Raw genomic sequence first — 26,127 nt, forward strand, 5'->3', positions numbered from 1 at the left:
TGCTCCGCCGGTGGCCGCATTCGTGCCACCAACGAACCGGGACCTTGCCGGTTCCCCGCCGGCCGTCAGCGCAGCCCGGCGCAGAAGTCCTGGATGCGCGCGCAGGCCTCGCTCAACTGCGTCTCGCTGGTGGCGTAGCTGACCCGGAAGGCGGGGCTCAGGCCGAAGGCCGCCCCGAACACCACCGCGACCCCCGTCTCGTCGAGGAGCGCCGTCGCGAAGTCCTCGTCCGTCTCGATCCGAGCGCCGCCCTTGCTCACCTTGCCGATGCAGCCCGAGATGTCGGGATAGACGTAGAAGGCCCCCTCGGGCTTCGGGCAATGCACGCCCTCCGCCTCGTTGAGCATTCCCACCACGAGGTCCCGCCGCCGCTGGAACAGCGCCCGGTTCGGCGCGAGGAAGTCCTGCGGCCCGGTCAGCGCCTCCACGGCCGCCCACTGGCTGACCGAGCAGGGGTTCGACGTGCTCTGCGACTGGATCTTGCCCATGGCGCGGATCAGCGGCACCGGCCCGGCGGCATAGCCGATCCGCCAGCCGGTCATCGCATAGGCCTTGCTGACCCCGTTCACCGTCAGCGTCCGCTCATAGAGCCCCGGCTCCACCTGCGCGGGCGTCGCGAACTCGAAGTCGTCGAAGACCAGATGCTCGTACATGTCGTCCGACAGGACCCAGACATGGGGGTGCCGCATCAGCACCTCGGCGAGCCCCTTGATCTCCGCCGCCGTGTAGCCTGCCCCCGTGGGGTTCGAGGGCGAGTTGAAGATCAGCCACTTCGTCCGGGGCGTGATCGCCTGCTCCAGTTGCTCCGGCGTGATCTTGAACCCCGCCTCCGGCCCCGCCGCGACGAAGACCGGCTGCCCGCCGGCCAGCAGCACCATGTCCGGGTAGCTCACCCAGTAGGGCGCGGGGATCACGACCTCGTCCCCCGGGTTCAGCGTCGCCATCAGCGCGTTGTAGAGCACCTGCTTGCCGCCTGTCCCGACCGAGACCTGCGCCGGCTGGTAGGCCAGCCCGTTCTCCCGGTCGAACTTCTGGCAGATCGCCCGCTTCAGCTCGGGGATGCCGTCCACGGCGGTGTACTTCGTCTTGCCCGCCCGGATCGCGCGGATCGCCGCCTCCTTGATGTTCTCCGGCGTGTCGAAGTCCGGCTCGCCGGCTCCCAGGCCGATCACGTCGCGCCCCAGGGCGACCAGCTCCTGCGCGCGCGTGGTGACGGCGATGGTGGGCGACGGCTTGACGCGGTCGAGCGTGCTGGACAGGAAGGACATCGGACGGCTCGCTGGCAGGGGACCCGCTCGCCTTAGGCGCGCGCCGCCCGTCCCGCAAGCGCCAAGGAGGCAGCAGCATGACCGAAACGCACGAGGCACGGCTCGGGCGGCTGAAGACCCGCTCCATGTGGCGCGGCATCCGCGAGATGGACCTCATCCTGCGCGACTTCTCCACGAGGGAGCTGACCGCCTTGACACCGGACGACCTCGACCTCTACGAATCGCTGCTGGCCGAGAACGACCACGACTTCCTCGCCTGGATCACCGGCACGGCCGAGCCGCCTGCACGCCTCGCGCCGCTCGTCGCCCGCATCCGCGAGCGCGCCGTCGGCCTCACGCGGCCGGACTGAGCGGATTCGAATCGAATTGTCGAGGTTCGGACGAAAACGTTGTTCCAGCTTAACCTTATCTTGGTAATTTGACGCCAACCTGTCGCAAATCCCATCCAACGGAGTCGCGACATGAACCTCCGCCTCGCCCCCGAGCCCATCCTTCCCGCACGCGACGCCGCCTTCATGCGCGGCTATCTCGACGCCCTCGCCCTGGTGGAACGCCTCCACCGCCTCCTCCTCGACGTCCTCAAGGACGAGTTCGAGCGTCTCGCCATCGAGGACGTGAACCCCGTCCAGGCGCTCCTCCTCTTCAACATCGGCGAGAACGAGGTCTCGGCCGGGGAGCTCAAGACCCGCGGCTACTACCAGGGCTCGAACGTCAGCTACAACCTCAAGAAGCTCGTCGAGCTCGGCTACATGCACCACCAGAGGAGCGAGGTCGACCGCCGCTCCGTCCGCGTCCGCCTGACCGACAAGGGCCGCCGCCTGCGCGATATCGTGGCCAGGCTCTTCGCCACCCACGCGGAGGGGCTGACCTCGCGCGGCATCCTCGACGCCGACACCCTCGACGGCCTCACCCATTCCCTCAAGCGGGTGGAGCGGTACTGGTCCGACCAGATCCGCTACATCTACTGACCTTACCCCGCATCCCCTCCGAGGGCAGGCCCGCTCACGACGGGCCGCTCCAACTCCCGCAGGAGCTTCGTTCTCATGGCCCGCTCATAGTCGCCATAGCCGTCCGCAAGCATCCAGAACGCCCCGGGTCCCCGCAGACGTCCGCCTCGAACCACGCCCCGAGCGTGCGCCCGTCCTCCGCCCCGCCGATGACGAGGGCGTTGACCGTCACCCCCTCCCACAACGGGTCGGCATAGACGGCGGACGGCCGGGGCCCGTCGTTGATCTGCCCGTCGCCCGAGATGTCGACCGTCCGGCCCCGGCAGGGCGGCGCCTCCGCCAGGGCCGCGCCGGCGAACTCCAACGCCGCGCCGACGGCCGTGAAGTCGCTCGGCCCGGTCGTCCGCCGGCTGCCCGCAATGGCCGCCGCCACGCGGGCGAGGTCCGCCTGCGCCTCCACCACAACCCAGCCGGGCAGGATCGCCCGCTGCGAAGCGGCCCCCGACCAGTCGAAGGCGAACAGCGCCACCGGGTCCCCCCGCAGGAACGCCGACGCCACCTCCGGCGCCATCAGCGCCCGCGCCAGCCCCTCACGCTGCAACCGGTCCTCCTCTGCGTCCACCGACACCGACACGTCCAGCGCCAGCACCAGGGCCAGTCGGCACCCCTCCGCCCCCGCCGGTCCCGCCAGCCCGAGCGCGAGCGCCAGGCCGCCCCAGGTCCTCACCCGGACGCCCCTCCGAGCACGGCGCCCGCCACCTCCGGCAGCTCGAGCTCCCGCAGGAGCTTCGACACCATCGCCTGCTCGTAGTCGCCGAAGTCCCGCGCGTGGATCAGGAAGGCGTCCGGCCCGTGCAGGACCTCCCAGCGGAACCAGTCCACGAGCGGGCTGTCCTCCGCCTCGCCGCCGATCACCAGCGCGTTCACCGTCACGCCCTCGAAGGGCAGGGCCGCGTAGACTTCGCCCGGGTCGGCGCCCGCGTTGCTGATCCCGTCGCTCGACACGTCCACCGTCCGCGTCCGGCAGGGCGGCCCGGCCTGCAGCGCCTCCCAGGCATGGCGCAGCGCCGCGCCGAGCGCGGTGTTCAGGTCGTCCCGGCTCCGCTCGCTTCCCGCGATGGCCTCCGCCGCGCGCCTCAGGTCCGGCTCGCCCCGCACCACCATCCAGCCGGGCAGGAGAGGGGTCTGCACCCGGCTCCCCGACCACTCGAAGGCGAAGATCGCGACCGGCTCCCCGGTCAGGAAGGCCCGCACCACCTCGGGCGCCACCAGCGCCCCGGCCAGCCCCTCCCTCTGCAGCCGGTCCTCCGTCGCATCGACCGAGGACGAGATGTCGAGCGCCAGCACCAGCGCGAGCCGGCAGTCCGCCGCCGCGGGGCCCGCCAGGCCCAGCGCCACCGCCACGGCGGCCAGAGTCCCGGTCACCCCGCCGCCCCGTCCAGGGGCACCCCGCCCACCATCGGCAGCTCCAGCTCCTTCAGGAGCTTGGCTTCCATCGCGTTCGCGTAGTCGTCGTAGCCCCGCGTATAGACCGAGAAGGCCCCCGGGCCATGCAGCACCTCGGCTTGGAACCAGGCCACGAGCCGCGCGTCCTCGCCCCCCGCGCCGCCCACGATCAGCGCGTTCACGGTCACGTCCGCCAGCGGAAAGTTCTCGTAGGCGAGCCGGGGGGAGAACCCGTCGTTGTGGACGCCGTCGCCCGCCACGTCGATGGTCTTGGCCCGGCAGGCCGGCGCGTTCCGCAGCTCCGTCGCCGCATGGCCCAGCGCCGCGCCCACCGCCGTGGGCAGGTTGCTGCGGCTCCTCCGGCTGTCCAGGATCGTGCGCGAGATGCGGTCGAGGTCCGCCTCGTCGGTGACCAGCTCCCAGCCCGACAGGATCGCCACCTGCGAATGTTCACCCGACCACTCGAAGGCGGCGAGGGCGACCGGATCTCCCGCGAGGAAGGCCTCCCTCACGCCCGGCGCGACCAGCGCCCGCGCCAGCCCCTCGCGCTGGAGCCGGTCCTCGCTCGCGTCCACCGAGGACGACACGTCGAGAGCGAGCACCAGCGCGAGCCGGCAGTCCTGCGCCTCGGCGCCCCCGGCCAGCGCCGCCCCCCATGCCAGCATCAGCAGGGCAGGGGGCCGGCGCATCCGCTCACCAGTGGCCGGTGTTGGGCATCGAGGACCAGGGCTCCTGCGGAGGCTTCCGCTCGCCCTTCTGCAGGATCTCGATGGACACGTTGTCGGGCGACCGCACGAAGGCCATGTGGCCGTCCCGGGGCGGCCGGTTGATCGTCACGCCCGAGTCCTGCAACTGCCGGCACATCTCGTAGATGTCGTCCACCTCGTAGGCGAGGTGCCCGAAGTGCCGCGAATCCGACGGCAGTCCCTCGTCCCCGTCCCAGTTCCAGGTCAGCTCGACCGGGCACTCCTCCTGTCCCGGGGGCGCCATGAACACGAGGCTGAAGCGTCCCCCCTCGTTGTCGATGCGACGGATCTCGCGCAGCCCCAGCTTCTCGTAGAACGCCTTGGACGCATCGAGGTCCTTCACGCGGACCATGGTGTGCAGATATCGGACCGTCATTCCGTCCCTCCCTTTGCGGAAGGAACCTAGCAGGCCGGGCGGGCCGCGCCAGTCAGAAGGTCGACTCGAACCCGAGGTCGAGGCTCAGGGCGTTCCGGTCGATGCGGTCCGCATCCGATTCCGTCCGGCTCGCCTCGATGGTCACCGTGGGTTCGAAGCCCCAGACCTCGAGCCCCGGCAACCCCATCGTGGCCCGCAGGGTCCCGCGCAGGTCGTCGCGCCCCTCCGGCGCGAGGAATGACTCGTCGAACCGCCGCCAGTCGATCTCCGCCCCCAGGCCGAGATGCACCCCGAGGATCGGCTCGGCCCAGTCGTAGCCCGTTCCGGCGGTCACGCCGCTGTAGGTCGTGTCGGGCAGCTCGTTCAGGTAGTCACGCGCGCCCAGCGAGACGTTGAACCGGTCCCCGCCCTCGCGCAGATGCGTCCAGCGCCCCCTCAGGCCGATCGAGCGCGTACGGTCGAGGTCCACCTCGCCACCGCTCAGCTCCTGCCGCCGCTCGGTCCAGTCGGCGAACACCGACAGCGAGAGCCGGTCGTCCTCGTCCAGCACGAAGGACCGGTCGTAGCCCAGTTGCGCGAAGCGGGTGTAGGGCTCGCCGCCGTACCAGGTCCGGCCCACCGTCGCCCGCAGCGCCGAGGGGCCGGTCGCCCCCTCGGCCTGCCAGCGATGGACGAGGCTCTCGGAGAAGGCGAGGTCGGCGTAGTCGCTCCCCTCCGCGTCCGGGGCGGTCCGCTTGGCCTCGTCGCTCAGGACATAGGTCGTGCCGTTGACGGCGGTCTCGAGGAAGGTGGCCGACCGCTCCCCCGTCGCGATCCGGTAGGACAGCGTCGCCCCGCCCGAGACGCGCAGGCCGGAGAGGGGCAGAGCGTCCCCCACGGGAATGGTGGGAAGGTAGCCTCCGAAGGTCGGGATGTAGAGCCAGACGACATCCGCCGAGGTGCCGCCATTCACGTTGGAGGAGGGCGCGATCCCGAAGCTCAACGACACCGAGAGGGGGTTGTGGGCCCGCACCGACCGGTAGTCGCGCTCGAGCGCGGCCAGCGCCTCGGCGTTGGGGGCGTCGCTTCGCGCGCGCCGCAGCCAGAACTGGGCCAGCGTGTCCTGTCCGAGGTCGAAATAGGCCTTGGCGATCAGCCGCGACGCGAGGAAGCGCTGCGTCCCGTCCGAGAGGCCGTGCGCCCGCCGCGCCGCGTCCAGCCCCTCCCTGGTCTCGCCCATCTCGATGGCCGCCCGCGACAGCAGCAGGAGCGCCGTCACGTCCTCCGGGTCGCGCCGGAGCAGGGCCTCCGCCATGTTGCGGGCCTCCGCCGGCTGCCCTTGCGCCAGCAGCCGCGCCGAGATCTCGCGCAGGCCCGCCGCGTCGGTCACGACCTGCGAATGGGCAGCGCCCGCCCAAAGGGCGAGCGCCAGGGTAAGGAGCGGACCGCGCATCACCGGTAGACGATGAAGCCGCCGGTCTCCTGCGCCGTCACGCCGTCGAAGCGGGGGTCCGCGCTCTCGACCACCACGATGCCGACGATCTCGTCCGCGTTGTCGCCGGCCATGATCGCGTAGTAGTTGCCCGCCTCGTATTCCACGACCTCGCCGTTCTCGTCCACGCGGGTGCTGCGGATGCCGCCCGCCATCTCGCCGTTCTGCGTCACCGTGCCCGGCCCGATGTCGAAGAGCAGGTCCGCATCGGGAAGGTCGACCACGATGGCGTTGCCTTCGCTGTCCGTGTAGGCGCGGTCGGTGATCTGGCCCTTCACGCCGCCGCCGTCGTTGAAGTCGGCGAAGTCGACATCGACCTGGGCCTCGCCGGTCACGTAGTAGAGGTCGTCGCCCGGGGCAGCGCCCGCCATGACGCGCATCCCGGCATAGTCCCCGGCGAAGGTGGCCTGGCCGCTGGTGGGCAGCTCCACGCCGCCGTTCCGCTCGTAGACGAAGCCGCCGAAGCCGTAGTCCACGAAGGACCCCGTCCGCACGATGGCGAATTGCGTCGTCGGCTCGCCGTTCGCGGCGACGGTCGTGGACCGGCCCAGGATCGCCCGGTACTGGAGCTGGCTGACCTCGTTGCCGCTCAGGTCATCCGGCACCACGGTCGCGGCCTCGTAGACGGTGTAGAGCGCCTGCCCGTCCGGGTCGCTCAGCGTGGTCACCGCCGGGTTGTCCTCGCGGGTGTAGACGTTGTCGCCGTCGAAGGCGAGGTTGTCGACCTCGAAGGTGTCGTTCGCGGCGTTGTAGGTCACGTCGCTGACATAGCCGCCGGTCGCGCTCGGGGCCTCGCGGCGGAAGATGCTCTCCTCCGGGGTCGGGCGCTCGGTCCCTGGCGGCAGTTCGGGGTCGCCGTTGATGCCGCCGGGGACCTCGTCGACGTCCGGCACGCCGTCGTTGTCGTCATCGGGGTCCAGGTCGTCGATCACCCCGTCGCCATCGGAGTCGATCTCGCTGGTGTCGGGGGTGCCGTCGTTGTCGTCGTCTTGGTCGAAATCGTCGATCCGCCCGTCGCCGTCGGTGTCCACCTCGCTGGTATCTGGGGTCCCGTCGTTGTCGTCGTCCAGATCCCGATCATCGATCAGCCCGTCGCCGTCGGTGTCGACCTCGTTCGCGTCGGGGGTGCCGTCGTTGTCGTCGTCCGGGTCGAGGTCGTCGATCAGCCCGTCGTCGTCGGTGTCGGGCTCGCGCCGGTCGGGGGTGCCGTCGTTGTCGTCGTCCGGGTCGAGGTCGTCGATCAGCCCGTCGTCGTCCGAATCGGCCTCGCGCGTGTCGAGGATGCCGTCGTTGTCGTCGTCGCGGTCCTTGTCGTCGATCAGGCCGTCCTTGTCCGAATCGACCTCGTCCTCGTCGAGGATGCCGTCGTTGTCGTCGTCGGTGTCCTCGGAATCCATGATCCCGTCGTCGTCGGTATCCACGTTGGTCCCGCCGTCGCCACCGCCGCCGCTATCCTCGTCGAAGAACGGCTGCCCGTCGCCGCAGGCCGAAAGAGCGGCCAGGAGGCCAAGCATGATAAGAGTGCGGTTCATATGACGACCTGTCCCACAAGGATTTGGCCCGACCCTCGCCGACGACCCGCTTCGCCGTCAACTGCGCGGACTCGGCCCGCCGTCCTGTGTCGCCGCCGGGCCACGGCCCACGCGCGCCCGAGGTCCGGCGCCGCTTTCCGCCGCCCGCCCAGCCGCTAAGCTGCCCCCCGTCGCAAGGAGGACCGACCCATGCCGCTGACCCCCGAGCAGGAGGCCGAGATCGCGGCCCTCCGCGAGACCGCCCGCCCCACGCTCCGCCCCGTCGCCGAGGGCATGGAGAAGCACCTCCACCTCGTCCACCCGGTGCTCGACCACGGCTTCGTCCGCGTCGTTGACTACATGGGCGACGACTCGTCCATCGTGCAGGCCGCCCGCGTCTCCTACGGGCGCGGCACCAAGTCCGTGCAGAACGACGAGGGGCTGATCCGCTACCTCATGCGCCACTGGCACTCGACCCCCTTCGAGATGTGCGAGGTCAAGCTCCACGTGAAGCTGCCGGTCTTCGTGGCCCGCCAGTGGATCCGCCACCGCACCGCGAGCGTCAACGAATACTCCGCCCGCTACTCCATCCTCGACCGCGAGTTCTACATCCCCGCGCGCGAGGCGCTGGCCGCCCCAAGAGCGCCGTCAACAACCAGGGGCCGGGGGCGAGACCCTCTCCGACGACGAGGCCGCCCGCGTCCTCGACTGGCTGCGCGAGGACGCCACGCAGGCCTACGACCACTACGAGGCGATGATCTCGCAGGAGGGCCAGCAGGGCCTCGCGAGGGAGCTCGCCCGCATGAACCTCCCCATGAACGTCTACACCCAGTGGTACTGGAAGACGAACCTCCACAACCTCTTCAACTTCCTGCGTCTGCGCGCCGATTCCCACGCCCAGTACGAGATCCGCGTCTACGCCGAGGCCCTGGCCCGCATCACCCGCGACTGGGTCCCCTTCGCCTGGTCGGCCTTCGAGGACTACCGGATGGGAGGCGCCCAACTCTCCGCCAAAGGTGTCGAGGTGCTGAAGCGGAGGCTTGCCGGGGAGGTCGTCACGCAGGAGACCTCTGGGATGAGCAAGGGGGAATGGCGGGAATTTGAGGGGGTGTGGGGCACAAATGGTTGATCTTGCAGACTTGAAAGCTCCAAGTGTTCAGCGCAGCTTAGAGCGGGTTCAAAGTATTGAGCCTGCATCGGTTGTCCTCGCGAAACACGGCCAGTATTCGTTCGAAGATGCTGTTGAGCCTGTCAGTAGGCTCGTATCCCTATTCAGGCAGCTTCCGTCCAGCTCGCTCGGACATTTTCCTCAGCAACAACTTGAAATGATACAGAATTTATCTGACTCTGTGTTTTCAGTGATTCAGGAAATTAAGAACTTTGATTTGGAAGCCGGGGACAACACAACTCGTCGGCAGAATTTAATAGCTAAGCTGGACTCTCTATATCAAGGTGTCTTCACTCAGTTATTTCCTTTGGTGGCCTATGCTGTTGCAAGAACTGCCGACCTCGGACGTCTTGAGATCGAGCAGCAGGCAGCGCTTCAGAGGATGCGCGATGAGTCGCAGTTGGCACTTGCTCAACAACAGGATGCCCAAGCAGAGATTGAACGAGTGCTCGATGATGTCCGAAGGGTAGCTAGCGAACAGGGTGTTACACAGCAGGCAATCTATTTTAAGAACGAGGCCGACAGATATGAAGCCCAGAGCCGATCTTGGCGGCGGGCCACAGTGACTATGGCTGTTGCTGTAGGCCTGTTTGGCCTGATAGCGCTCTTTTTGCCAAAATGGACATGGCTCGCGCCAACAAACAGCATCGAATTGGTCCAGTATACTCTCGCGAAAGTGCTGATGTTCTCAGTCCTTGTGTTTATGCTCATATTCTGTTCAAGGAACTTCCTTGCGAATCGGCACAATGAAGCAGTCAATCGGCACCGACAGAACGCTCTGCTAACCTACAAGGTTCTTGTAGATGCGGGCAGTAATGGTGAAGCGCGTGACATTATTTTGAATCACGCTGCTTCGGCGATTTACAAACTCCACGAAACGGGTTTCACGCGCTCTTCGGAAAGCAGCGGGGGCTCAAGTGCATCGGTTATTGAAATGCTGCCTAAGGCAAGTATGCCGGTCAGTTTGGGTTGATAGTGTAAGTCTTGGAGAACGTCAGTTGAGTGAGGAAAAGCAGGTTTAGGGTAGGTGAAGTCCGCATCGGGTTCGCAACCCACGCCGAGGCCCTCTCGGGGCGAAGGAGGGACGCTGTGGGTGGCGCCCCTTCGGAGCTTCACCCACCCTGCGGCAGGCCTCAACTGCTGTCCCGTCTTGCCGCCCCACACTCACGGAGCCCACCCATGTCCCGCCTGATCCGCCAAACCCACCGCTGGACGAGCCTCGTCTTCGCCCTGCTGGTCGCCGGCATCTTCCTCGCCCTGGGCCTGGGCTCCGAGCCCGCGCAGTGGGTCTACTTCCTCCCGCTGGCGCCGCTCTTCCTGCTCCTCCTCACCGGCCTCTGGCTCTTCGTGCTCCCCTACCTCGCCCGCTCGCGCCGAGTCGCCCGGCCGGAGTAGGGTGGTGTCCCACCCCGCCATCCCCGGCCCGAGACGGTGCTGATTCGTCCCACCTCGCGGCCGGCTGAAGCCCACCCACCGGGGCGACGCAACAACTGACGCGAGCACTTCCGCAGCAATATCAGCCCCTTGCCCCTGAGGTGTTGCGTCCCCCCACCCCCCACCGAACGCCGCGTTCACCACTCGTTAACCTCTCTCCCGCACTCTCCTCCTCAGAGTCGCGCGGGAGTCCTTTGGTTCGCGCCTCCCTCGGCAGGGGCTTTGGTCGGCCAGCCCCTCGCCAGGATCACATGACTGACCATGTCCGGGGCTCGCCCAAGCGCGAGAGAGGCTTCACGGACGAGAGCTCTTTGAAGGGTGGGCGCGGGCCCCTCACCCCCTGGGAGATGCCTTGGGCAGGCATCGCAAAGACCCAGCCGCCGCGTGCCGAAGCGCGCTCCCACCCGTGCCGGCTTGGCCGCCGGACGAGGTGGCCCCCGGGAACGACGGGCGGCGTGGCTCTCCACACGCCGACCGTGACGGCCCGGGACCGAACGGAAACGGCCGGAGCCACGCTCCGGCCGTTCCAACCTCCTGCGCCGGCCTCATTGCGCCTTGCGCAGGTTCCCGGCCATCTTCCGGCCGTCGCGGCCCTCGATCATGTCGAACTCGACCTTCTGGTTGTCCGCGAGCCCCGTCATCCCCGATTGCTCCACCGCCGAGATGTGGACGAAGATGTCTTTCCCGCCATCATCCGGCGCGATGAAGCCGTAGCCCTTCGTCGTGTTGAACCATTTCACAGTGCCGCTGGCCATCGTCGTCTCTCCGTCGCGCCTTGGGCGCCTGGCGCCCGTTCACGCCGGGAAACCTAGGCGTCGGGGCCAAGCGGGCAACGTGTCCGCAACCCGAAATTGCAAGGCCCGGCAAAGGAAAGGCCCCCGACGCCATCGCGCCCGGGGCCCCGTTCAGACGCTGCGCGCCGTCAGATGTCGTCGCGCGTCCGGTCGCCCGTCAGCCGCGTGCGGTCGCCGGTCCGCTCGTCCTCGATCTCGACCTCGGTCTTGCGGACGGTGTCCTGGATGGTCTGCCGCTCGACCTCGGTCTCCTTGCGCAGGCCGATCTCCTCGACCACGCGGGCCTCCTTGTTGACGACCGGCTCCTCGCGGTATTCGCGGGCTTCCAGCGTCCGGTCGCCGAACTGCACGTCGCCCGGATTCACCGCGCGGTCCACCGGACGGCGCTCCACGTAGACGCGCTGCGCCCGCAGGTCCACGTCGGCCGAGACCGGCTCCTCGCGGACATAGGACCGGACGCGCACCGCGCCGCCCTCGACCTCGCGCTTGCCGACGTTCAGTCGCTCCTCGACGACCTTGAGCGTGCCGTCCTCGTTGTAGTCCTCGTCGCGGTAGTCGGTGGCGCCGAGCCCAGTCGTCTGCCGCATCGACGCCGTGTCGGCATAGCCCTGCTGCTGCGAGCCCAGGTCCGCCTGGCTGCGGCGCCCGGTGTCGGCCGCCATCTGCAGGTTGCGGTCCTGCATCCCGTCGTCATAGATCGTGCCGCGCGTGTTGCTGTCCCCGGTCAGGGCATCGCCCACCCGGTCCGCCCCACGGGCGATCGCGTCGCCGGTCCGCTCGGCCGCGCTGCCGATCGTGTGGCCCAGCCCCGCCGCCGCGCCCGACAGCCCCGAGGTCCCGCCAGCCATGCCGCCGGTGCCCGAGATGTCGTTCGGGTTCGCGTAGTAGGGCGAGGTCCGGTAGTCCGACCAGCCCGACGACCGCCACTCGCTCTCCCGCGCGTCGAGGTCCACCGAGCCCTCGTCGTCGAGGATGTCGACCACGGCGTCGTACATCGTCGACTCGAACCCGCTCACGGTCACCATGTGCGAGCCCCGCGCCAGCCCCTCGGCGTAGGCGTAGCGATCCTCCTCCGGGAAGAAGAAGTCCGCGAGCGAGTCCCAGAAGCCCTTGTGCTGGTCGCGGTAGGTCGTGTCGCTGGTGTCGACCGTGCCCGAATAGCTCGTGTTCGAGCCCTGGGTGACGCGGATCTGGCTGTCGGGGATCCCCGCCGAACGCAGCCGCGAGGCCGCGCGCTCCGCCTCGGCCGCCGTGTCGAACATCGCGGTGACGGTGCGCGTGCCGGTATAGGTGTCGTCCATCATTCTGGTCACTCCTGAGTGGGTGTCTGGACTTGCGTGTTCGCCCAGCGGGGGAAGCCGTTCCACCTCCGCCACCTGGCGGTGGAGCTCGACGGGCACTTCGACCTCGCGGCTCCGGGCCTTGCGGCGGACGTGGACTTCCTCGACCAGGAACAGCCTCTTCTCGACGACGAGGCGCTCCTCGTAGACAGGCAGGATGGTGACGTCGCCGTCGCTGCGCGGCGCTTCCGCCGCCTCGACGAAGCGGCCCACCGGGACGCGCTCCACCTCCACGGCCACATCCTCGAGCGTGTCGCGGACGGTGTCCTGGACGGTCTCGGTCCGGGTGGAGACCCGGATGCCGCCCTCGTCCACGATGCGCTTGCCGATGACGGCCCGCTCCTCGACGCGCTCGATGACCCCGTTCTCGGGGAGCCGCTCCGCAACGCGAAGACGGTCCTCCCGGGCACGGGGATCGGTCGGGTCGAAAGAGGGGACTTGCGCCATGGGGATTCCGCTGCCTGTCTGCCCCGCTGGGCGGGATGCCAGACAAACGGACAGGCGCGCGGGTTCGTTCCGCGCGCCGCGCTTAATTTCGGGCGGAACCTAGCCCTGCAGGTCCGGCGCCCGCGCCTCCCGCGCGAGAAGGGAGATCGCCTCGCCCAGCGGCATCACGCGCTGCCCTTCCTCGCCGAGCCGCCGCATCGAGACGGTCCGCGCCTCGACCTCCTTCTGGCCGATGGCGAGGATCACGGGCACCTTGCCGACCGAATGCTCGCGGACCTTGTAGTTGATCTTCTCGTTCCGCGTGTCCGCTTCCGCCCGGAGCCCTGCCGCCTGCAACGCCTCCGTCACCTCGCGCACGAAGTCGTCCGCGTCCGACACGATGGAGGCCACGACGACCTGCCGAGGGGCGAGCCAGAAGGGCAGCTTGCCGGCATAGTGCTCGATCAGGATGCCGAGGAAGCGCTCGAAGCTCCCCAGCACGGCGCGGTGGAGCATCACGGGCCGGTGCTTGGCGCCGTCCTCGCCCACGTATTCGGCGTCCAGCCGGTTGGGCAGGTTGAAGTCCGCCTGGAACGTCCCGCACTGCCACTCCCGCCCGATGGCGTCGGTCAGCTTGAAGTCGAGCTTCGGCCCGTAGAACGCCCCTTCGCCGGGATCGACGACATAGTCGTTCCGCACCTTGCGGATCGCGTTCTCGAGCGCCGTCTCGGCCTTGTCCCAGACCTCGTCCGAGCCCACCCGCACGTCGGGCCGCGTGGAAAGCTTGATGTCGAACTTGGCAAAGCCGAGGTCCTTGTAGACCGAGCTGAGGAGGTCGAGGAACCTCGCGCATTCCTCCTCGATCTGGTCCTCTGTGCAGAAGATATGGGCGTCGTCCTGCACGAAGCCACGCACCCGCATCAGCCCGTGCATGGACCCCGACGACTCGTAGCGGTGGCACGACCCGAACTCGGCGAGCCGCAGCGGCAGGTCGCGGTAGCTCTTGAGGCCCTGGTTGTAGACCTGGACGTGGCAGGGGCAGTTCATCGGCTTGAGCGCGTTGACGCGCTTCTCCTTGGCGCCTTCCTCGTCCACCTCCACGATGAACATGTTCTCGCGGTAAGCCTCCCAGTGGCCGGACTTCTCCCAGAGGATGCGGTCCACGACCTGCGGCGTCTTGATCTCCTTGTAGCCGGCCTTGATGAGCCGCCGGCGCATGTAGTCCTCGAGCGTGCGGTAGATGGTCCAGCCGTTCGGATGCCAGAAGACCATGCCCGGCGCCTCCTCCTGCATATGGAAGAGGTCCATCTCGCGTCCCAGCTTGCGGTGGTCGCGCTTCGCGGCCTCCTCCAGCATCGTCAGATAGGCCTTGAGCTCGTCCCGCGTGCGGAAGGCGACGCCCGTGATGCGCTGGAGCTGCGGCCGGTTCACGTCGCCGAACCAGTAGGCGCCCGACACGCCCATGAGCTTCCACGCGTCGCCCGGGAGCTGCCCCGTGTTCTGCAGGTGCGGCCCGCGGCAGAGGTCCTGCCAGTCGCCGTGCCAGTACATCCGGATCGGCTGCCCCTCCGGGATGCGGTCGATCAGCTCGATCTTGAAGGGCTCGCGCGTCGCCTCGTAATGCGCAAGCGCCCGGTCGCGGTCCCAGACCTCGGTCCGTACAGCATCTCGCGCCGCGATGATCTTGCGCATCTCGGCCTCGATCAGGCCCAGGTCCTCCGGCGTGAAGGGCTCCGCGCGGTCGAAGTCGTAGAACCAGCCCGTCTCGGTCACCGGGCCGATCGTCACCTTCACGTCGGGCCAGAGCGTCTGCACCGCCCGCGCCATGACGTGCGCGAGGTCGTGCCGGATCAGCTCCAGCCCCTCGGCGTCCTTGAGCGTCCGGATGGCGATCTGGCCGTCCTGCTCGATGGGCCACTGGAGGTCCCAGTGCTTGCCATCGAGCGTGGCAGACACAGCGGCCTTGGCGAGCGAGGGGGCGATGGATTGCGCCACCTGGGCGGCGGTCACCCCGGCCTCGTAGTCCCGGGAGTTGCCATCGGGGAATGTCAGGGAGATGGAGGCCATGGCCTGCTCCTCGTCGGTTTGGCGCCCACGAATGCGCCCGGTTGCGGGTCCGGGGTTTCTGCCCACGGCTTGCGGAGGCGTCAAGGCCCGGGGCACCATGCGCGAGCGAACAGGAGGCCGGACCATGGAGATCATCACCACGCCGCACGGACGACGCCTCGCGGTGCGGCGCGAGTCGGGGCAGGGGCCCCATGTCGTGTTCCTGGGCGGCTTCCGGTCCGACATGACGGGGACCAAGGCCGCCTGGCTGTCCGATTGGGCGAAAGAGAGGGGCCGCGCCTTCCTCCGCTTCGACTACTCCGGCCACGGCGAGAGCGAGGGGGAGTTCGAGGCCCACGCCATCACCGAATGGCGCGAGGACGCCGAGGCGATCCTCGACCTTGCGCCCGGGCCCGTGGTCCTCGTCGGCTCCTCGATGGGCGGCTGGCTCTCCCTCCTGATCGCGCGCGAGGCGCCGGAGCGGGTCGCTGGCCTCGTCACCATCGCCGCCGCGCCGGACTTCACCGAGGACAGCATGTGGGCCAACGCTCCCGACTTCCTGCGCGAGCGCCTCATGCAGGACGGGCACATCGAGACGCCTTCGGACTACGGCGCGCCTTACAGGATCACACGCCGTCTCATCGAGGACGGGCGCGAGAACTTCGTCCTCCGTGCCCCCCTGCACCTGCCGATGCCGACGCGGATGCTCCAGGGCACCGCCGACCGGGAGGTCTCGACCGAGACGGCGCTGCGCCTCCTCGACCACGCGACGGGGCCGGACATCCGCCTCACTTTGGTCAAGGACGCCGACCACCGCTTCTCCTCGCCCCGCTGCCTCAAGCTCATCGCGCGGGCCATCGAGGAGGTCTCGTGACGCTCCCTCCGCCGGAGTCGCTCGACGCCTGGCTCGCCGGGAGGGAGGCGCAGGTCCCCGGCCTGCGGCCCGGCTGCGAGAAGCGCATCCTCTGGGCCGATGGCCCGCGCCGCACGCCGTGGTCGGTGGTCTACATCCACGGCTTCTCCGCCAGCCGCCGCGAGGTCTCGCCCTACTCCGAAAAGGTCGCCGAGGCCCTGGGCGCCAACCACTTCGGCACCCGGCTCTCGGGCCACGGCCAGGACGGCGACGCCATGGGTCGGGCAACGCTGGCCGAGTGGCGGGCGGACGTGGCCGAGGCGCTCGCCATCGGGCATGCGCTCGGGGACCGTGTCCTCGCCGTCTCCTGCTCCACCGGCTGCACGGTGCTGACGCTGGCGCTCGCCACGGGGGAGACGGTCGCGGCGGCGGCGATGCTGTCGCCCAACTTCGGCCTGCGCCTCCGCCGCCTTCAGGCCGCGCTCGACGCGCCCTTCGCCGCCCACTGGGCGCCCTACCTGATCCGCCGTCCGCAGCGACCCCCGGCGGCGAGCTCCGCCTCCGGCATCTGGACCAACGGCTTCCCCGTCCGCGCCTATGTCCCCATGGCCCAGGCCGTCCGCGCCATCCGCCGCGCCGACCTCGAGGCGATCCGCGCGCCCGCGCTCTTCGTCCATTCGGAGGCCGACCAGATCGTGGACCCGGCCCTGACCGCCGCCGTGATGCGCCGCTGGGGCGGGCCGTCGCGCCACATCGCGCCCACGCCGGGGCAGGGCGACGACCCCATGGCCCATGTCATCGCCGGCGATGCCCTGAGCCCCGGCCAGACCGAGCCGTTGGTCCGCGCCACGCTGGACTGGATCAGGGCCCTCTGAACTACTCGCCCGTCGAGGCCGCGACGGCCGGCATCAGCGACAGCCCCCGCCCGCGCCGCCCGTGCTTGCCGGAGTTGCCGTCGATGAACTTGAGCACCAGCGGCCTGATGTTGTCGCGCCAGCTCTTCCCCGCGAAGATGCCGTAGTGCCCTGCCTTGGGCTCCAGGTGAGCGGCCTTCTTGGCGGAAGGGAGCCCGGTCAGCAGGTCGAGCGCGGCGAGGCATTGGCCAGGCGCCGAGATGTCGTCCTTCTCGCCCTCCACGACCATCACCGCGACGGTCGAGATGCGGCCGATGTCCACCCGGCGCCCGTCCACGGTGAACTCGTTCCGCGCGATCTCGCGGCCCTTGAAGATGCGCTCGACGGTGGAAAGGTAGAACTCGGCGGTCATGTCCATGACGGCCAGGTATTCGTCGTAGAAGGCGTTGTGCTTGTCGTGGTCGCCCGCCTCGCCCTTGGCGGTCCGCAGGATCTGGTCGAGAAAGCTCTGGCTGTGGGTCTGCGCGTTCATCGACATGAAGGACGCGAGCTGCAGGAGCCCCGGATAGACCATCCGGCCCACGCCCCGGTACTTGAAGCCGACCTGCTGGATTACCGTCTGCTCGAGCACGCCCATGGTCGTCCGGCGGCCGAAGTCGGTGACCTCGGTCGGCGCGGCGTCCGGGTCGATGGGCCCGCCCACGAGGATCAGCGTGCGCGGCTGCGCCTCGGGCGCCTCCTCGGCCAGCAACGCCGTCGCGGCGAGGACCAGCGGCGCGGGCTGGCAGACGGCCATGACGTGGATGTCCGGCCCGAGGTGGCGCATGAACTCGGCGACGTAGAGGGTGTAGTCCTCGACGTCGAACTTGCCGTCGGAGACAGGGATGTCGCGGGCGTTGGTCCAGTCGGTGATGTAGACCTCGCAGTCGGGCAGGAGCGAGATCACCGTCTTGCGCAGGAGCGTCGCGTAGTGCCCCGACATGGGCGCCACGAGGAGCACGCGCCGCTCGCGCGGGAAGCGGCCGGGGACGCGGAAGTGGATGAGGTTGCCGAAGGGCTTGCTGACGACCGTCTCGATCCGGACCGTGTGGTCGCGACCGTCGTCGCCCGTGACCGCCGAGATGCCCCAGTCGGGCTTGACCACCATGCGGGCGAAGGTCCGCTCCGTCACCTCGCCCCAGGCCTTGACCCATTCGACCATCGGATTGCCGGTCGCGGCCATGATCGGATAGGCGCCCCAGGCCCGCGCGGTGGCACCCAACCATTGATTGGTGTTCCGTGCGCTTTCCATCAGGTCGTAGGTCAACATATATTTCAAAACGAAAGCCTCCGCGGCGGTGCGCCCTGCTTCGCACCGAGTCGCGAGAGAGCTCAATGCTGCAACAGCAAACGGTATGATGGGGTTCCGGCAATGGCAACCGACCTTCCCGAAGCGGGCGATGGACTGGGGCAAAAGGGCCGCAACCTCGAGCTCTTCGAGGCCAATCTCAAGAAGATCGACGACCTGACCAAGCGGCTCGTGGCGGTGATGGCCAAGCGCAGGAAGGTGCCGCAGGCGCTGCAGGGACCGGGCCAGGACATCTACCTCAAGGCCGCGACGGCGTGGATGAGCGAGGCGATGAAGCATCCCGCCAAGATCATCGAGCTTCAGGCCGGCTACTGGGGGAGGACGCTCGCCACCTTCGCCGAGGCGCAGGCGGCGCTCGCCAAGGGCGAGTTCCGGGCGCCCGAGGACCCTGGCCCCAAGGACAAGCGCTTCGCGAACCCGCTCTGGGACACGCATCCCTGGTTCAACCTCATCAAGAAGCAGTACCTCACCAACGCCGAGGCGATGCAGGAGGCGGTCCGGCAGGTCGAGGGCCTCACCCCGCGCGAGAAGAAGAAGCTCGAATACTTCTCCCGCCAGATCGTAGACATGCTGGCACCCACGAACTTCCTCGCCACCAATCCCGACGCGCTGGAGAAGGCCGTCGCGACCGAGGGGCAGTCGCTGGTGGACGGCCTCGAGAACCTGGTTCACGATCTCGAGCGGAACGACGGCGAGCTGATCGTGCGGCTCGCCGACGAGGATGCCTTCACGGTCGGGGGCAACATCGCCACTTCGCCGGGCGAGGTCGTCCACCGCAACCGGATGTTCGAACTGATCCAGTACAAGCCCACGACCGAGCAGGTCCGCGAGGTTCCGCTCCTGATATTCCCGCCCTGGATCAACAAGTTCTACATCCTCGACCTCAAGCCGCAGAACAGCCTCATCAAGTGGATCGTGGACCAGGGCTTCACGCTCTTCGTGGTGTCCTGGGTGAACCCCGACGCCTCCTACAAGGACGTCGCGCTGGGCGACTACATCGAGGACGGCTTCTTCGCGGCCCTGCGCGAGGTGAAGGCGATCTGCGGGACCGACGTCGTCAATGCCGTGGGTTACTGCATCGCGGGGACGACGCTGTCGCTGACGCTGGCGCTGATGGACAAGCGGGGCGACCGGACGGTCAACTCGGCCACGTTCCTCACCACGCTGACCGACTTCTCGGACCAGGGCGAGATGGCGGTCTTCCTCGACGACGACTTCGTGGACGGGATCGAGACGGAATCCACGCAGAAGGGCATCCTCGAGTCCTTCTACATGGCGCGGACCTTCTCCTACCTGCGCTCGAACGACCTGATCTACCAGCCGGCGATCCGGTCCTACATGATGGGCGAGACGCCCCCGGCCTTCGATCTCCTCTACTGGAACGGGGACGGGACGAACCTCCCCGCCAGGATGGCCGTCGAATACCTCCGTGGGCTCTGCCAGAGCGACCGCTTCGCCACGACGGGCTATCCGATCCTGGGCGAGACGGTGCGCATCTCGGAGGTGAAGGTGCCGCTCTGCGCCATCGCCTGCGAGACGGACCATATCGCGGGATGGAAGTCCTCCTATCGGGGCGTCCAGGCGATGGGGTCGGAGGACAAGACCTTCATCCTGTCCGAGTCGGGTCACATCGCCGGGATCGTGAACCCGCCCACCAAGAAGAAGTACGGGCACTGGATCAACTCGGACCTGTCCCTTTCCCCCGAGGAGTGGCTCCAGAAGGCAGAGAAGCATCCGGGAAGCTGGTGGCCGCGCTGGACCGAATGGCTGGCGCAGCGCTCGGGCGGAATGGTGCCGGCGCGAGAGCCAGGGGACGCGGCGCACCCGCCGCTCGCCCCGGCGCCGGGAACTTACGTGACCGCGCAGCCGGACGCCGCCTGACCCTGCGGCAATCCGGCGCGGGTCCGCTGCGGCGCAGAGATCGCGCTTGCAATGCTGCGCTGCAGCATCCATATACCGCTCATCGAATCCGGGGGCGATGCCCTCGCCCTCAACCCTCGAAAGGAGCCTGACATGGCCAACACCGATTACGCCCAGATGGTGAAGGACGCGATGAGCAACTTCCCCGTGGACACCTCGTCCTTCGAGAACCTGGCCAAGTCGCAGGCCGCTCTCGCCGAGAAGCTGTCCTCCGTCGCCATCGAGGCTGCCCAGAAGTCGACCGACCTGTCGGCCCGCTGGGTTCAGGACGCCCTGACCAAGCTCTCGACCGTGACGACCGCCAAGACCGAGCCGGCCGACTATGCCAAGTCGGTGACCGATTTCGTCTCGACCTCGGCCGAAGCCGCCGCCGAGAACCTGGCCGCCTTCGCCGAGATCGCCAAGAAGGTCCAGGCCGAGACGCTCGAGCTCATGCTCGCCGCTGGCAAGGACATGTCGGCGGACGTCACGGCGGCCGCCCGCAAGGCCGGCGAGGACCTGACCTCGGCCGCCCGCAAGGCGACTCAGGAGTTCTCGACCGCCGCCAAGTCGGCGACCTCGGTCTCCACCAACGTCTGATCCTTCGGGATCGAGCGCCCGATCCGACTCCTCCCTGCCGGATCGTTGGACTAGGGCGGGCCCACGCGGGTCCGCCCTTTCTTTTCGCGCGGCGGGGGCCTAGGCTTTGTGCAGCCGCAGCAAGGGGGAGCCCGTCCATGCCCGAATCCGACAAGCCGCTCCTCATCAAGCGCTACGCCTCGCGCCGGCTCTACAACACGGAGACGAGCGACTACGTGACCCTGGAGGACATCGCGGCCTTCATCCGGCAGGGGCGGGACGTGCAGATCGTGGACCTCAAGTCCGGCGACGACCTGACGCGGCAATACCTCCTCCAGATCATCGCGGAGCACGAGGCCAAGGGCGAGAACGTCCTGCCGACCGACGTGCTGACCACGCTCGTGCGGAGCTACACGACGCAGGCGGCGACTGTGGTGCCCCAGTTCCTCGCGGCGAGCTTCGAGATGCTGCGCGAGGGCCAGTCGAAGATGATGGAGCAGATGACCAAGGCCAACCCGATGGCCAAGCTCCCCGGCTTCGAGGCGATGCGCGCGCAGCAGGAGGCGTTCTTCAAGGCGATGACCGGAGGGCTTATGCCCGGCGGCTCCTCCGGCCCGGCGAAGGACGAGGACGAGAAGAAGAAGTAGGTCGCAGGGTGCATGGTTCTCCGCAACGCGGAGGTTCACGCACCGTGCAAGCACCGGAAGGTGCGCGAGCCCGGCTCTTGGGAGCCGGAACCACGCACCCTTCGGGTCACGCCACCTCTGCGAACACCTTGTCGAGCGCCCGGCCGAGCTTGGTGAACATCTCGTCCATCTGCTCCTCCGTCATGATGAATGGCGGCGCGAGCACGATGGATTGCCCGAGCGGACGACAGATCAGGCCCTGGTCGGTCGAGGCGTTGGCGATGCGCTCGGAGACCGAGAGCTTTGAGTCGAAGGGCCGCTTGGTCGCCTTGTCGGCCACCGCTTCGAGCGCGCCCATGAGGCCCACGCCGCGCCATTCGCCGATGTTCGGGTTCTCGGCCAGCTTGGCCATGCCGGCCTGGAACCGGGGCGTCAGGCGCTTCACGTTGTCCGAGAGCCCCTCGTTCATCACCACGTCGATGGCCTTGAGCGCGATGGCGCAGCCGACCGGGTGGCCGGAGGCGGTGAAGCCGTGCGGGAACTCCTCGATCGCCTCCGAAGCGCGCTGGAGACGGTCCGTGAGCTCCGGCCCCAGGATCACGGCGCCCATCGGGAAGAAGCCGGCCGTCAGGTTCTTGGACGAGATGATCGCGTCTGGGACGAAGCCGAAGGTCTCGCAGCCCCAGGTGTTGCCGGTCCGGCCAAAGCCGCAGATCACCTCGTCGGAGATGAGCGGGATGCCGTGCTTCTTCAGGATCGGCTGGATCGCCTGGAAGTAGCCCTTGGAGGGGACGATCACCCCACCCGCGCCCATGACCGGCTCGGCCACGAAGCCCGCGATGGTGTCGGCGCCCTCGCGCGCGATGACCTCCTCCAGCTCGTCGGCCATGCGGTGGGTGAACTGCTCCTCGGTCTCGCCTTCGGCACCGTTCCGCCAGTAGTGCGGGCAGGTGAGATGGATGAAGCCGGGGAGAGGCAGGCCGAAGACGGAGTTGTAGGGCTTGCCGGTCATCGAGGCCGAGACCGCGGTCACGCCGTGATAGGCGTTGATCCGGGTCAGGATCTTGCGGCGCTGCGGCTGACCCTCGGCGGCCCAGAGGAACCAGAGCATCTTGACCAGCGTGTCGTTCGCCTCGGAGCCGGAGTTGGTGTAGAACACCTTGCCGCTCTCGAAGGGCGAGACCTCCACGAGCTTCTCGGACAGCATCACGGTCTGGTCCGACAGGCGGCCGAAGAAGGCGTGGTAACCGGGGAAGCGGGCGTATTGCTCCTGCGCGGCGGCGATCAGGCCCGGGTGGTCGAAGCCCGCCACCATGTTCCAGAGGCCGGAGTTCGCGTCGAGATACTCGCGCCCGTGGACGTCGTAGATGTAGGGACCCTTGCCATGCGTCAGGACCACGGCCCCGCGTTGCTTCACCGAGGGGAGGTCCGTGAAGCCGTAGAAGGTGGCGGCGTCGGCGCGCGATTCCCAGGAGTTGGGGCTCTGGTCGTTCATGGCGGCTCTCCTCGTGTTTCCTTAGCGTAGCCGGTCCGGCGCGCCTCGGGCAACGCGCCGCTGGGCGGGGTTCGGTCGAATCGGCGCAAGGTGCTTGCGCCGGAGTTCAGGGCGGCGCGAAGGCCTTGCGTCAGCGGACCTCTGGCCGGGTCAGACGCCCAGCCTGTCCCGCATCGCGTACCAAGTCATCGCCAGCGTCAGCAGCGGTGCTCGGGCGAGGGCACCTCCGGGGAAGCGGGGCGTCGGCAAGAGCGACAGGGCGTCGAACCGGCCCGCCTGACCTAGGACTGCCTCGGCCATGGCGCGGCCCGAGATCCCGGCGAGGGCCACGCCGTGGCCGGAGAAGCCGCCGCCCGACAGGATGTTGGGCGCGACCCGCAGCAACAGCGGGAGGCGCGTCATGGTGATGCCGAGGGTGCCGCCCCAGACGTGCTCGATCTTCGTCCCGGTCAGTTGCGGGAAGAGGTCGGCGAGGCGTTTGCGGAGTGGGCCGCCGATGTCCTTCGGGAAGCCCAAGCCGTAGCTCTCGCGCCCGCCGAAGAGGAAGCGGCAGTCCTCGGAGAAGCGATAGTAGTTCACCACGAACTTGGTGTCGGCGACGGCGATGTCCTGGGCCAGGACCTCCTTCCAGCGGTCGCCGATGGGCTCGGTCGCGCCGATGAAGCTGTTGATCGGCATGACGCGGGCCGCGACCTGCGGCTCCAGATCCGGCATGTAGCCGTTGCCGGCGAGAATGACGTGGTCGGCCTTCAGCTCTCCGTCCCCGGTGCGGAGCGTCGCGGGCTGGCCCTTCTCGATTCCGAGGACGATGGAGCCTTCGTGGATCACGGTGCCGGCGCGCTCGGCGGCCTTCGCGAGCGCGAGGGCATAGCGGAGAGGGTGGATGTGGCCTGCGCCGTGGTCGAGGGCGCCGGCCACGTAGAGCGGCGACCTGACGAGGTCGCGGAAGCGGGCCCCGTCCATGACCTCGATCTCGTTGTAACCGTAGCGGGTGGCGAGGTGGTCGGCATTCTCGCGCGTCTCGCGGGCCTCGGCGGCGTCGTATTCGCCGTGGGCCACGCCGGAGAGGTAATGGGCCTCGGGCGCCTCGGTGGCGATGAAGTCGCGGAGCTGGCGCTTGCCCTCCTCGCAGATGTCCCAGACCGCGTGGGCGGCGTCCTTGCCGATTCGCCCCTCCAGCTTCTTCTGGTGCCAGTTGTAGCCGGTGCCGACTTGGCCCCCGTTCCGGCCCGAGGCGCCCCAGCCGACGCGGTGGGCCTCCAAGACGACAGGATTGAGCCCCGCCTCGGCGAGGGTCTTGGCCGCCCAGAGGCCGGTGTAGCCCGCGCCGACGATGGCCACGTCGGCGCGGTGGGAGCCCTTGAGCGGTGCGCGGGCGTCGTGCGCCTGGGCCGTCGCGGCATACCAAGAGGCCGGGTAGGCCCCGGGGATGGGGTCGTTGCGGGTCAGCGGGTCTCGGGCCATCACACGTTGAGGAGCAGGTGCTCCCTCTCCCATGGGCTGATGACCTGAAGGAACTCCTCGTTCTCGGTCCGCTTCACGATGGAATAAACGCGGGAGAAGTCTGGGCCGAGGACGTCGTGCAGCTCGCTCGCCTCCTCAAAGAGGTCGAGCGCGTCGGAGAGCGAGTAGGGAATCTCGGCGTCGGACTGGTAGGCGTCGCCCTCGAACATCTGGCCGGCGGGGGTCTGCTGGATCATGCCCAAGTAGCCGCAGGCCAGCGAGGCCGCGATGCAGAGGTAAGGGTTGCAGTCCATCCCGGCAAGGCGGTTCTCGATGCGCCGCGCCTCGGGCTGGGAGACCGGGACGCGCAGGCCGGTAGTGCGGTTGTCGCGTCCCCATTCGAGGTTGATCGGCGCCGCGTGGCCGCGGACGTAACGGCGGTAGCTGTTCACGTAGGGCGCCATGACGGCGATGGCGGCGGGCAGGTGCCGCTGGAGGCCACCCACGAAGTTCAGGAACTCGGGGGTCTCCTCCCCGTCCGGCCCGCAGAAGATGTTGCGGCCCGAGCGGTCGAGCACCGAGTGGTGGACGTGCATCGCGGAGCCGGGCTCGCCCTCGATGGGCTTGGCCATGAAGGTCGCGAAGCAGTCGTGCTTGAGCGCGGCCTCGCGGATCAGGCGCTTGAAGTAGAACACATCGTCGGCGAGGCGGACGGGGTCGCCGTGGCGGAGATTGATTTCGAGTTGCCCGGCGCCGCCCTCCTGGGTGATGCCATCAATCTCGATGCCCTGGATCTCGGCGTATTCGTAGATGTCGTCGATGACGGGGCCGTATTCGTCCACGGCGGTCATGGAGTAGGCCTGACGCGCGGCGGCGGGGCGGCCCGTCCGGCCCATCATGGGCACGATCTCCTTGGCCGGATCGGTGTTCCGGCCGACGAGGTAGAACTCCATCTCGGGCGCGACGATGGGGGTCCAGCCCTTGGCCTGGTAGAGCGACACGACGCGCTTGAGGACGTTGCGGGGCGCGGCCCCGATGGGGTTGCCCGACAGGTCGAAGGCGTCGTGGATGACCTGGAGCGTGCCGTCCACAGCCCAGGGGGCGGCGGTCGCGGTGTCGAGGTCGGGGCGCAGGATCATGTCGGGCTCGGTGAAGCCGTCGGTCGCGGCCTCGGCCCAGTCGCCGGTGATGGTCTGGAAGAAGATGGAGTTGGGCAGGTGGAAATACTGCTGCCTCTCCCACTTCGCCGCCGGGACGGCCTTGCCGCGCGCGATGCCGGGGAAGTCGGCGATCACGCATTCGACCTCGTCCAAGCGGTTCTGGTCGAGATAGGTCCGCGCCGCCTGGGGGATCTTGTCGAGCCAGCTCATGCCGCGACCCCTTCGTGGAAGAAGCGCGCGATGCGGCTTGCGAGCTTGTCGTCGTCGAGGGGCTGCTCGACGGCGGTCCTGGCGGCGTCGAGGAGCGGGTCGGGGACGAGGCCGCGCCCGCGCTTCTCGATCATGTCGGCGAGGAAGGGACGGTTGAACTCGGGGTGCGCCTGGACGGTGAAGGCGCGGTCGCCGTAGACGAGGGCCGCGTTCTCGCAGAAGGGGGAGCTGGCCACGACCTCGGCACCCTCGGGGCGCTGCGTGACCTGATCCTGATGCCAGGCGTTCAGGGCGATAGTATCGCCGCCGAAGTCGTATTCGGTGCGGCCGACGGACCAGCCGCCGGGGTATTTCTCGACCTTGCCGCCAAGCGCCTGTGCGATGATCTGGTGGCCGAAGCAGATGCCGACGAGGGGGACCTTCTCGGCGACGATGTCGCGGATCAGGGCTTCGAGCGGCGGGATCCAGGGGTGGTCTTCGTAGGCCCCGTGGCGGGAGCCGGTGATGAGCCAGCCTTCGGCGTCGTGGGGGCCGGAGGGGAACTCTCCGTCCACGATGGACCAGGTGCGGAAGGTCAGGCCCTTGTCCTTGAGGAGCTCGGCGAAGAGGTCGGGGTAGTCGCCATGGGTGGGCCGGAGCGCGTCGGGCGCGTGGCCGGTCTGCAATATGCCGATAAGCATGGAAGTC

The 26,127-nt window shown here is 68.6% G+C and carries 24 protein-coding genes and 1 pseudogene; 10 read left to right on the top strand and 15 right to left on the bottom strand.

Annotation, left to right across the window (positions count from 1 at the left end):
- Positions 1 to 65: 65 nt before the first annotated feature.
- On the bottom strand, positions 66 to 1,268 hold the full coding sequence (locus RUMESO_RS20640) for a pyridoxal phosphate-dependent aminotransferase (protein WP_037283129.1): 1,203 nt from the start codon (positions 1,266 to 1,268) through the stop codon (positions 66 to 68).
- Positions 1,269 to 1,345: 77 nt separating this feature from the next.
- Here RUMESO_RS20640 and RUMESO_RS20645 point away from each other — a divergent pair, with 77 nt between their 5' ends.
- Positions 1,346 to 1,618, top strand: coding sequence for an FAD assembly factor SdhE (locus RUMESO_RS20645; protein ID WP_037283131.1), 273 nt, complete (start codon positions 1,346 to 1,348; stop codon positions 1,616 to 1,618).
- 111 nt (positions 1,619 to 1,729) lie between these two features.
- Positions 1,730 to 2,236 (top strand): MarR family winged helix-turn-helix transcriptional regulator, encoded by a 507-nt coding sequence (locus tag RUMESO_RS20650; RefSeq protein WP_037283134.1) that lies wholly within the window; start codon positions 1,730 to 1,732, stop codon positions 2,234 to 2,236.
- A 73-nt stretch (positions 2,237 to 2,309) separates the two neighbouring features.
- Here the strand turns inward: RUMESO_RS20650 and RUMESO_RS20655 are convergent, their stop codons facing one another.
- From RUMESO_RS20655 to RUMESO_RS20680, 6 genes are read right to left on the bottom strand one after another with little or no spacing between them, the layout of a single operon-like run.
- Positions 2,310 to 2,942, bottom strand: a complete 633-nt coding sequence (locus tag RUMESO_RS20655) for a DUF1194 domain-containing protein (protein ID WP_051521557.1) — start codon at positions 2,940 to 2,942, stop codon at positions 2,310 to 2,312.
- A complete protein-coding gene (locus RUMESO_RS20660) occupies positions 2,939 to 3,640 on the bottom strand; it encodes a DUF1194 domain-containing protein (protein ID WP_037283135.1) in 702 nt (233 codons plus the stop codon). The genes RUMESO_RS20655 and RUMESO_RS20660 overlap by 4 nt, the downstream gene beginning before the upstream one ends.
- Positions 3,637 to 4,350, bottom strand: coding sequence for a DUF1194 domain-containing protein (locus RUMESO_RS20665; protein ID WP_037283136.1), 714 nt, complete (start codon positions 4,348 to 4,350; stop codon positions 3,637 to 3,639). The genes RUMESO_RS20660 and RUMESO_RS20665 overlap by 4 nt, the downstream gene beginning before the upstream one ends.
- Before the next feature lie 4 nt (positions 4,351 to 4,354).
- Positions 4,355 to 4,783: a VOC family protein gene (locus tag RUMESO_RS20670; RefSeq protein ID WP_037283138.1), complete on the bottom strand. Its 429-nt coding sequence runs from the start codon at positions 4,781 to 4,783 to the stop codon at positions 4,355 to 4,357.
- A 52-nt stretch (positions 4,784 to 4,835) separates the two neighbouring features.
- On the bottom strand, positions 4,836 to 6,215 hold the full coding sequence (locus RUMESO_RS20675; protein ID WP_037283140.1) for a surface lipoprotein assembly modifier: 1,380 nt from the start codon (positions 6,213 to 6,215) through the stop codon (positions 4,836 to 4,838).
- Positions 6,215 to 7,786, bottom strand: coding sequence for a hypothetical protein (locus RUMESO_RS20680; protein ID WP_051521558.1), 1,572 nt, complete (start codon positions 7,784 to 7,786; stop codon positions 6,215 to 6,217). The genes RUMESO_RS20675 and RUMESO_RS20680 overlap by 1 nt, the downstream gene beginning before the upstream one ends.
- Before the next feature lie 189 nt (positions 7,787 to 7,975).
- Between RUMESO_RS20680 and thyX the strand changes: the two are divergent.
- From thyX to RUMESO_RS20690, 3 genes and pseudogenes are all read left to right on the top strand, one after another.
- Positions 7,976 to 8,894, top strand: a pseudogene (gene thyX / locus RUMESO_RS20685) (FAD-dependent thymidylate synthase).
- Positions 8,887 to 9,906, top strand: a complete 1,020-nt coding sequence (locus RUMESO_RS25415; RefSeq protein ID WP_156363043.1) for a hypothetical protein — start codon at positions 8,887 to 8,889, stop codon at positions 9,904 to 9,906. The pseudogene thyX and the gene RUMESO_RS25415 overlap by 8 nt, the downstream one beginning before the upstream one ends.
- Before the next feature lie 206 nt (positions 9,907 to 10,112).
- Positions 10,113 to 10,328 carry a hypothetical protein gene (locus tag RUMESO_RS20690; protein ID WP_037283142.1) on the top strand — a complete coding sequence of 72 codons (216 nt, stop codon included), beginning with the start codon at positions 10,113 to 10,115 and terminating at the stop codon, positions 10,326 to 10,328.
- Positions 10,329 to 10,912: 584 nt separating this feature from the next.
- Here RUMESO_RS20690 and RUMESO_RS20695 read toward each other — a convergent pair.
- The 3 genes from RUMESO_RS20695 to thrS all read right to left on the bottom strand — a co-directional run bounded on the left by RUMESO_RS20695 (position 10,913) and on the right by thrS (position 14,994).
- A complete protein-coding gene (locus RUMESO_RS20695) occupies positions 10,913 to 11,122 on the bottom strand; it encodes a cold-shock protein (protein ID WP_037283145.1) in 210 nt (69 codons plus the stop codon).
- 167 nt (positions 11,123 to 11,289) lie between these two features.
- On the bottom strand, positions 11,290 to 12,948 hold the full coding sequence (locus RUMESO_RS26605; protein WP_051521559.1) for a YsnF/AvaK domain-containing protein: 1,659 nt from the start codon (positions 12,946 to 12,948) through the stop codon (positions 11,290 to 11,292).
- 99 nt (positions 12,949 to 13,047) lie between these two features.
- A complete protein-coding gene (thrS, locus tag RUMESO_RS20705; protein WP_037283147.1) occupies positions 13,048 to 14,994 on the bottom strand; it encodes a threonine--tRNA ligase in 1,947 nt (648 codons plus the stop codon).
- A gap of 124 nt (positions 14,995 to 15,118) precedes the next feature.
- Here thrS and RUMESO_RS20710 point away from each other — a divergent pair, with 124 nt between their 5' ends.
- Positions 15,119 to 15,847 carry an alpha/beta hydrolase gene (locus tag RUMESO_RS20710; RefSeq protein ID WP_037283150.1) on the top strand — a complete coding sequence of 243 codons (729 nt, stop codon included), beginning with the start codon at positions 15,119 to 15,121 and terminating at the stop codon, positions 15,845 to 15,847.
- Positions 15,844 to 16,701, top strand: a complete 858-nt coding sequence (locus RUMESO_RS20715; protein ID WP_051521560.1) for an alpha/beta hydrolase — start codon at positions 15,844 to 15,846, stop codon at positions 16,699 to 16,701. Before RUMESO_RS20710 ends, RUMESO_RS20715 begins: the two co-directional genes overlap by 4 nt.
- A 1-nt stretch (position 16,702) precedes the next feature.
- Here the strand turns inward: RUMESO_RS20715 and phaZ are convergent, their stop codons facing one another.
- Positions 16,703 to 17,998, bottom strand: a complete 1,296-nt coding sequence (gene phaZ, locus RUMESO_RS20720; protein ID WP_037283154.1) for a polyhydroxyalkanoate depolymerase — start codon at positions 17,996 to 17,998, stop codon at positions 16,703 to 16,705.
- A 93-nt stretch (positions 17,999 to 18,091) separates the two neighbouring features.
- On the opposite strand from phaZ, the gene RUMESO_RS20725 reads away from it, so the two are divergent.
- The 3 genes from RUMESO_RS20725 (at position 18,092) to phaR (ending at position 21,153) form a co-directional block, all read left to right on the top strand.
- Complete coding sequence (locus RUMESO_RS20725) at positions 18,092 to 19,909, top strand: PHA/PHB synthase family protein (RefSeq protein WP_082484432.1); 1,818 nt, start codon at positions 18,092 to 18,094, stop codon at positions 19,907 to 19,909.
- 132 nt (positions 19,910 to 20,041) lie between these two features.
- Complete coding sequence (locus RUMESO_RS20730; protein WP_037283157.1) at positions 20,042 to 20,527, top strand: hypothetical protein; 486 nt, start codon at positions 20,042 to 20,044, stop codon at positions 20,525 to 20,527.
- 137 nt (positions 20,528 to 20,664) lie between these two features.
- Complete coding sequence (gene phaR / locus RUMESO_RS20735) at positions 20,665 to 21,153, top strand: polyhydroxyalkanoate synthesis repressor PhaR (protein WP_051521561.1); 489 nt, start codon at positions 20,665 to 20,667, stop codon at positions 21,151 to 21,153.
- Positions 21,154 to 21,259: 106 nt separating this feature from the next.
- Here phaR and RUMESO_RS20740 read toward each other — a convergent pair whose 3' ends face one another.
- The 4 genes from RUMESO_RS20740 to RUMESO_RS20755 form a co-directional block, all read right to left on the bottom strand.
- Positions 21,260 to 22,627: an aminotransferase gene (locus tag RUMESO_RS20740; protein WP_037283160.1), complete on the bottom strand. Its 1,368-nt coding sequence runs from the start codon at positions 22,625 to 22,627 to the stop codon at positions 21,260 to 21,262.
- A gap of 150 nt (positions 22,628 to 22,777) precedes the next feature.
- The gene (locus RUMESO_RS20745) at positions 22,778 to 24,091 is read right to left on the bottom strand and encodes an NAD(P)/FAD-dependent oxidoreductase (RefSeq protein WP_037283163.1); all 1,314 of its coding nucleotides are present in this window, start codon (positions 24,089 to 24,091) and stop codon (positions 22,778 to 22,780) included.
- Positions 24,091 to 25,440, bottom strand: coding sequence for a glutamine synthetase family protein (locus tag RUMESO_RS20750; RefSeq protein ID WP_037283166.1), 1,350 nt, complete (start codon positions 25,438 to 25,440; stop codon positions 24,091 to 24,093). Before RUMESO_RS20750 ends, RUMESO_RS20745 begins: the two co-directional genes overlap by 1 nt.
- Positions 25,437 to 26,120: a type 1 glutamine amidotransferase gene (locus tag RUMESO_RS20755; protein WP_037283168.1), complete on the bottom strand. Its 684-nt coding sequence runs from the start codon at positions 26,118 to 26,120 to the stop codon at positions 25,437 to 25,439. Before RUMESO_RS20755 ends, RUMESO_RS20750 begins: the two co-directional genes overlap by 4 nt.
- Between the last annotated feature and the right edge of the window lie 7 nt (positions 26,121 to 26,127).

This window comes from Rubellimicrobium mesophilum DSM 19309 (assembly GCF_000600335.2).
Lineage (GTDB): Bacteria > Pseudomonadota > Alphaproteobacteria > Rhodobacterales > Rhodobacteraceae > Rubellimicrobium > Rubellimicrobium mesophilum.

Excerpts from the sequence above, each read along its gene's own strand:
- RUMESO_RS20640 (WP_037283129.1), bottom strand. The coding sequence starts at position 1,268 with ATGTCCTTCCTGTCCAGCACGCTCGACCGCGTCAAGCCGTCGCCCACC.
- RUMESO_RS20645 (WP_037283131.1), top strand. The coding sequence starts at position 1,346 with ATGACCGAAACGCACGAGGCACGGCTCGGGCGGCTGAAGACCCGCTCC.
- RUMESO_RS20650 (WP_037283134.1), top strand. The coding sequence starts at position 1,730 with ATGAACCTCCGCCTCGCCCCCGAGCCCATCCTTCCCGCACGCGACGCC.
- RUMESO_RS20665 (WP_037283136.1), bottom strand. The coding sequence starts at position 4,350 with ATGCGCCGGCCCCCTGCCCTGCTGATGCTGGCATGGGGGGCGGCGCTG.
- RUMESO_RS20670 (WP_037283138.1), bottom strand. The coding sequence starts at position 4,783 with ATGACGGTCCGATATCTGCACACCATGGTCCGCGTGAAGGACCTCGAT.
- RUMESO_RS20675 (WP_037283140.1), bottom strand. The coding sequence starts at position 6,215 with ATGCGCGGTCCGCTCCTTACCCTGGCGCTCGCCCTTTGGGCGGGCGCT.
- RUMESO_RS20680 (WP_051521558.1), bottom strand. The coding sequence starts at position 7,786 with ATGAACCGCACTCTTATCATGCTTGGCCTCCTGGCCGCTCTTTCGGCC.
- RUMESO_RS25415 (WP_156363043.1), top strand. The coding sequence starts at position 8,887 with ATGGTTGATCTTGCAGACTTGAAAGCTCCAAGTGTTCAGCGCAGCTTA.
- RUMESO_RS20690 (WP_037283142.1), top strand. The coding sequence starts at position 10,113 with ATGTCCCGCCTGATCCGCCAAACCCACCGCTGGACGAGCCTCGTCTTC.
- RUMESO_RS20695 (WP_037283145.1), bottom strand. The coding sequence starts at position 11,122 with ATGGCCAGCGGCACTGTGAAATGGTTCAACACGACGAAGGGCTACGGC.
- RUMESO_RS26605 (WP_051521559.1), bottom strand. The coding sequence starts at position 12,948 with ATGGCGCAAGTCCCCTCTTTCGACCCGACCGATCCCCGTGCCCGGGAG.
- thrS (WP_037283147.1), bottom strand. The coding sequence starts at position 14,994 with ATGGCCTCCATCTCCCTGACATTCCCCGATGGCAACTCCCGGGACTAC.
- RUMESO_RS20710 (WP_037283150.1), top strand. The coding sequence starts at position 15,119 with ATGGAGATCATCACCACGCCGCACGGACGACGCCTCGCGGTGCGGCGC.
- RUMESO_RS20725 (WP_082484432.1), top strand. The coding sequence starts at position 18,092 with ATGGCAACCGACCTTCCCGAAGCGGGCGATGGACTGGGGCAAAAGGGC.
- RUMESO_RS20730 (WP_037283157.1), top strand. The coding sequence starts at position 20,042 with ATGGCCAACACCGATTACGCCCAGATGGTGAAGGACGCGATGAGCAAC.
- phaR (WP_051521561.1), top strand. The coding sequence starts at position 20,665 with ATGCCCGAATCCGACAAGCCGCTCCTCATCAAGCGCTACGCCTCGCGC.
- RUMESO_RS20740 (WP_037283160.1), bottom strand. The coding sequence starts at position 22,627 with ATGAACGACCAGAGCCCCAACTCCTGGGAATCGCGCGCCGACGCCGCC.
- RUMESO_RS20745 (WP_037283163.1), bottom strand. The coding sequence starts at position 24,091 with ATGGCCCGAGACCCGCTGACCCGCAACGACCCCATCCCCGGGGCCTAC.
- RUMESO_RS20750 (WP_037283166.1), bottom strand. The coding sequence starts at position 25,440 with ATGAGCTGGCTCGACAAGATCCCCCAGGCGGCGCGGACCTATCTCGAC.
- RUMESO_RS20755 (WP_037283168.1), bottom strand. The coding sequence starts at position 26,120 with ATGCTTATCGGCATATTGCAGACCGGCCACGCGCCCGACGCGCTCCGG.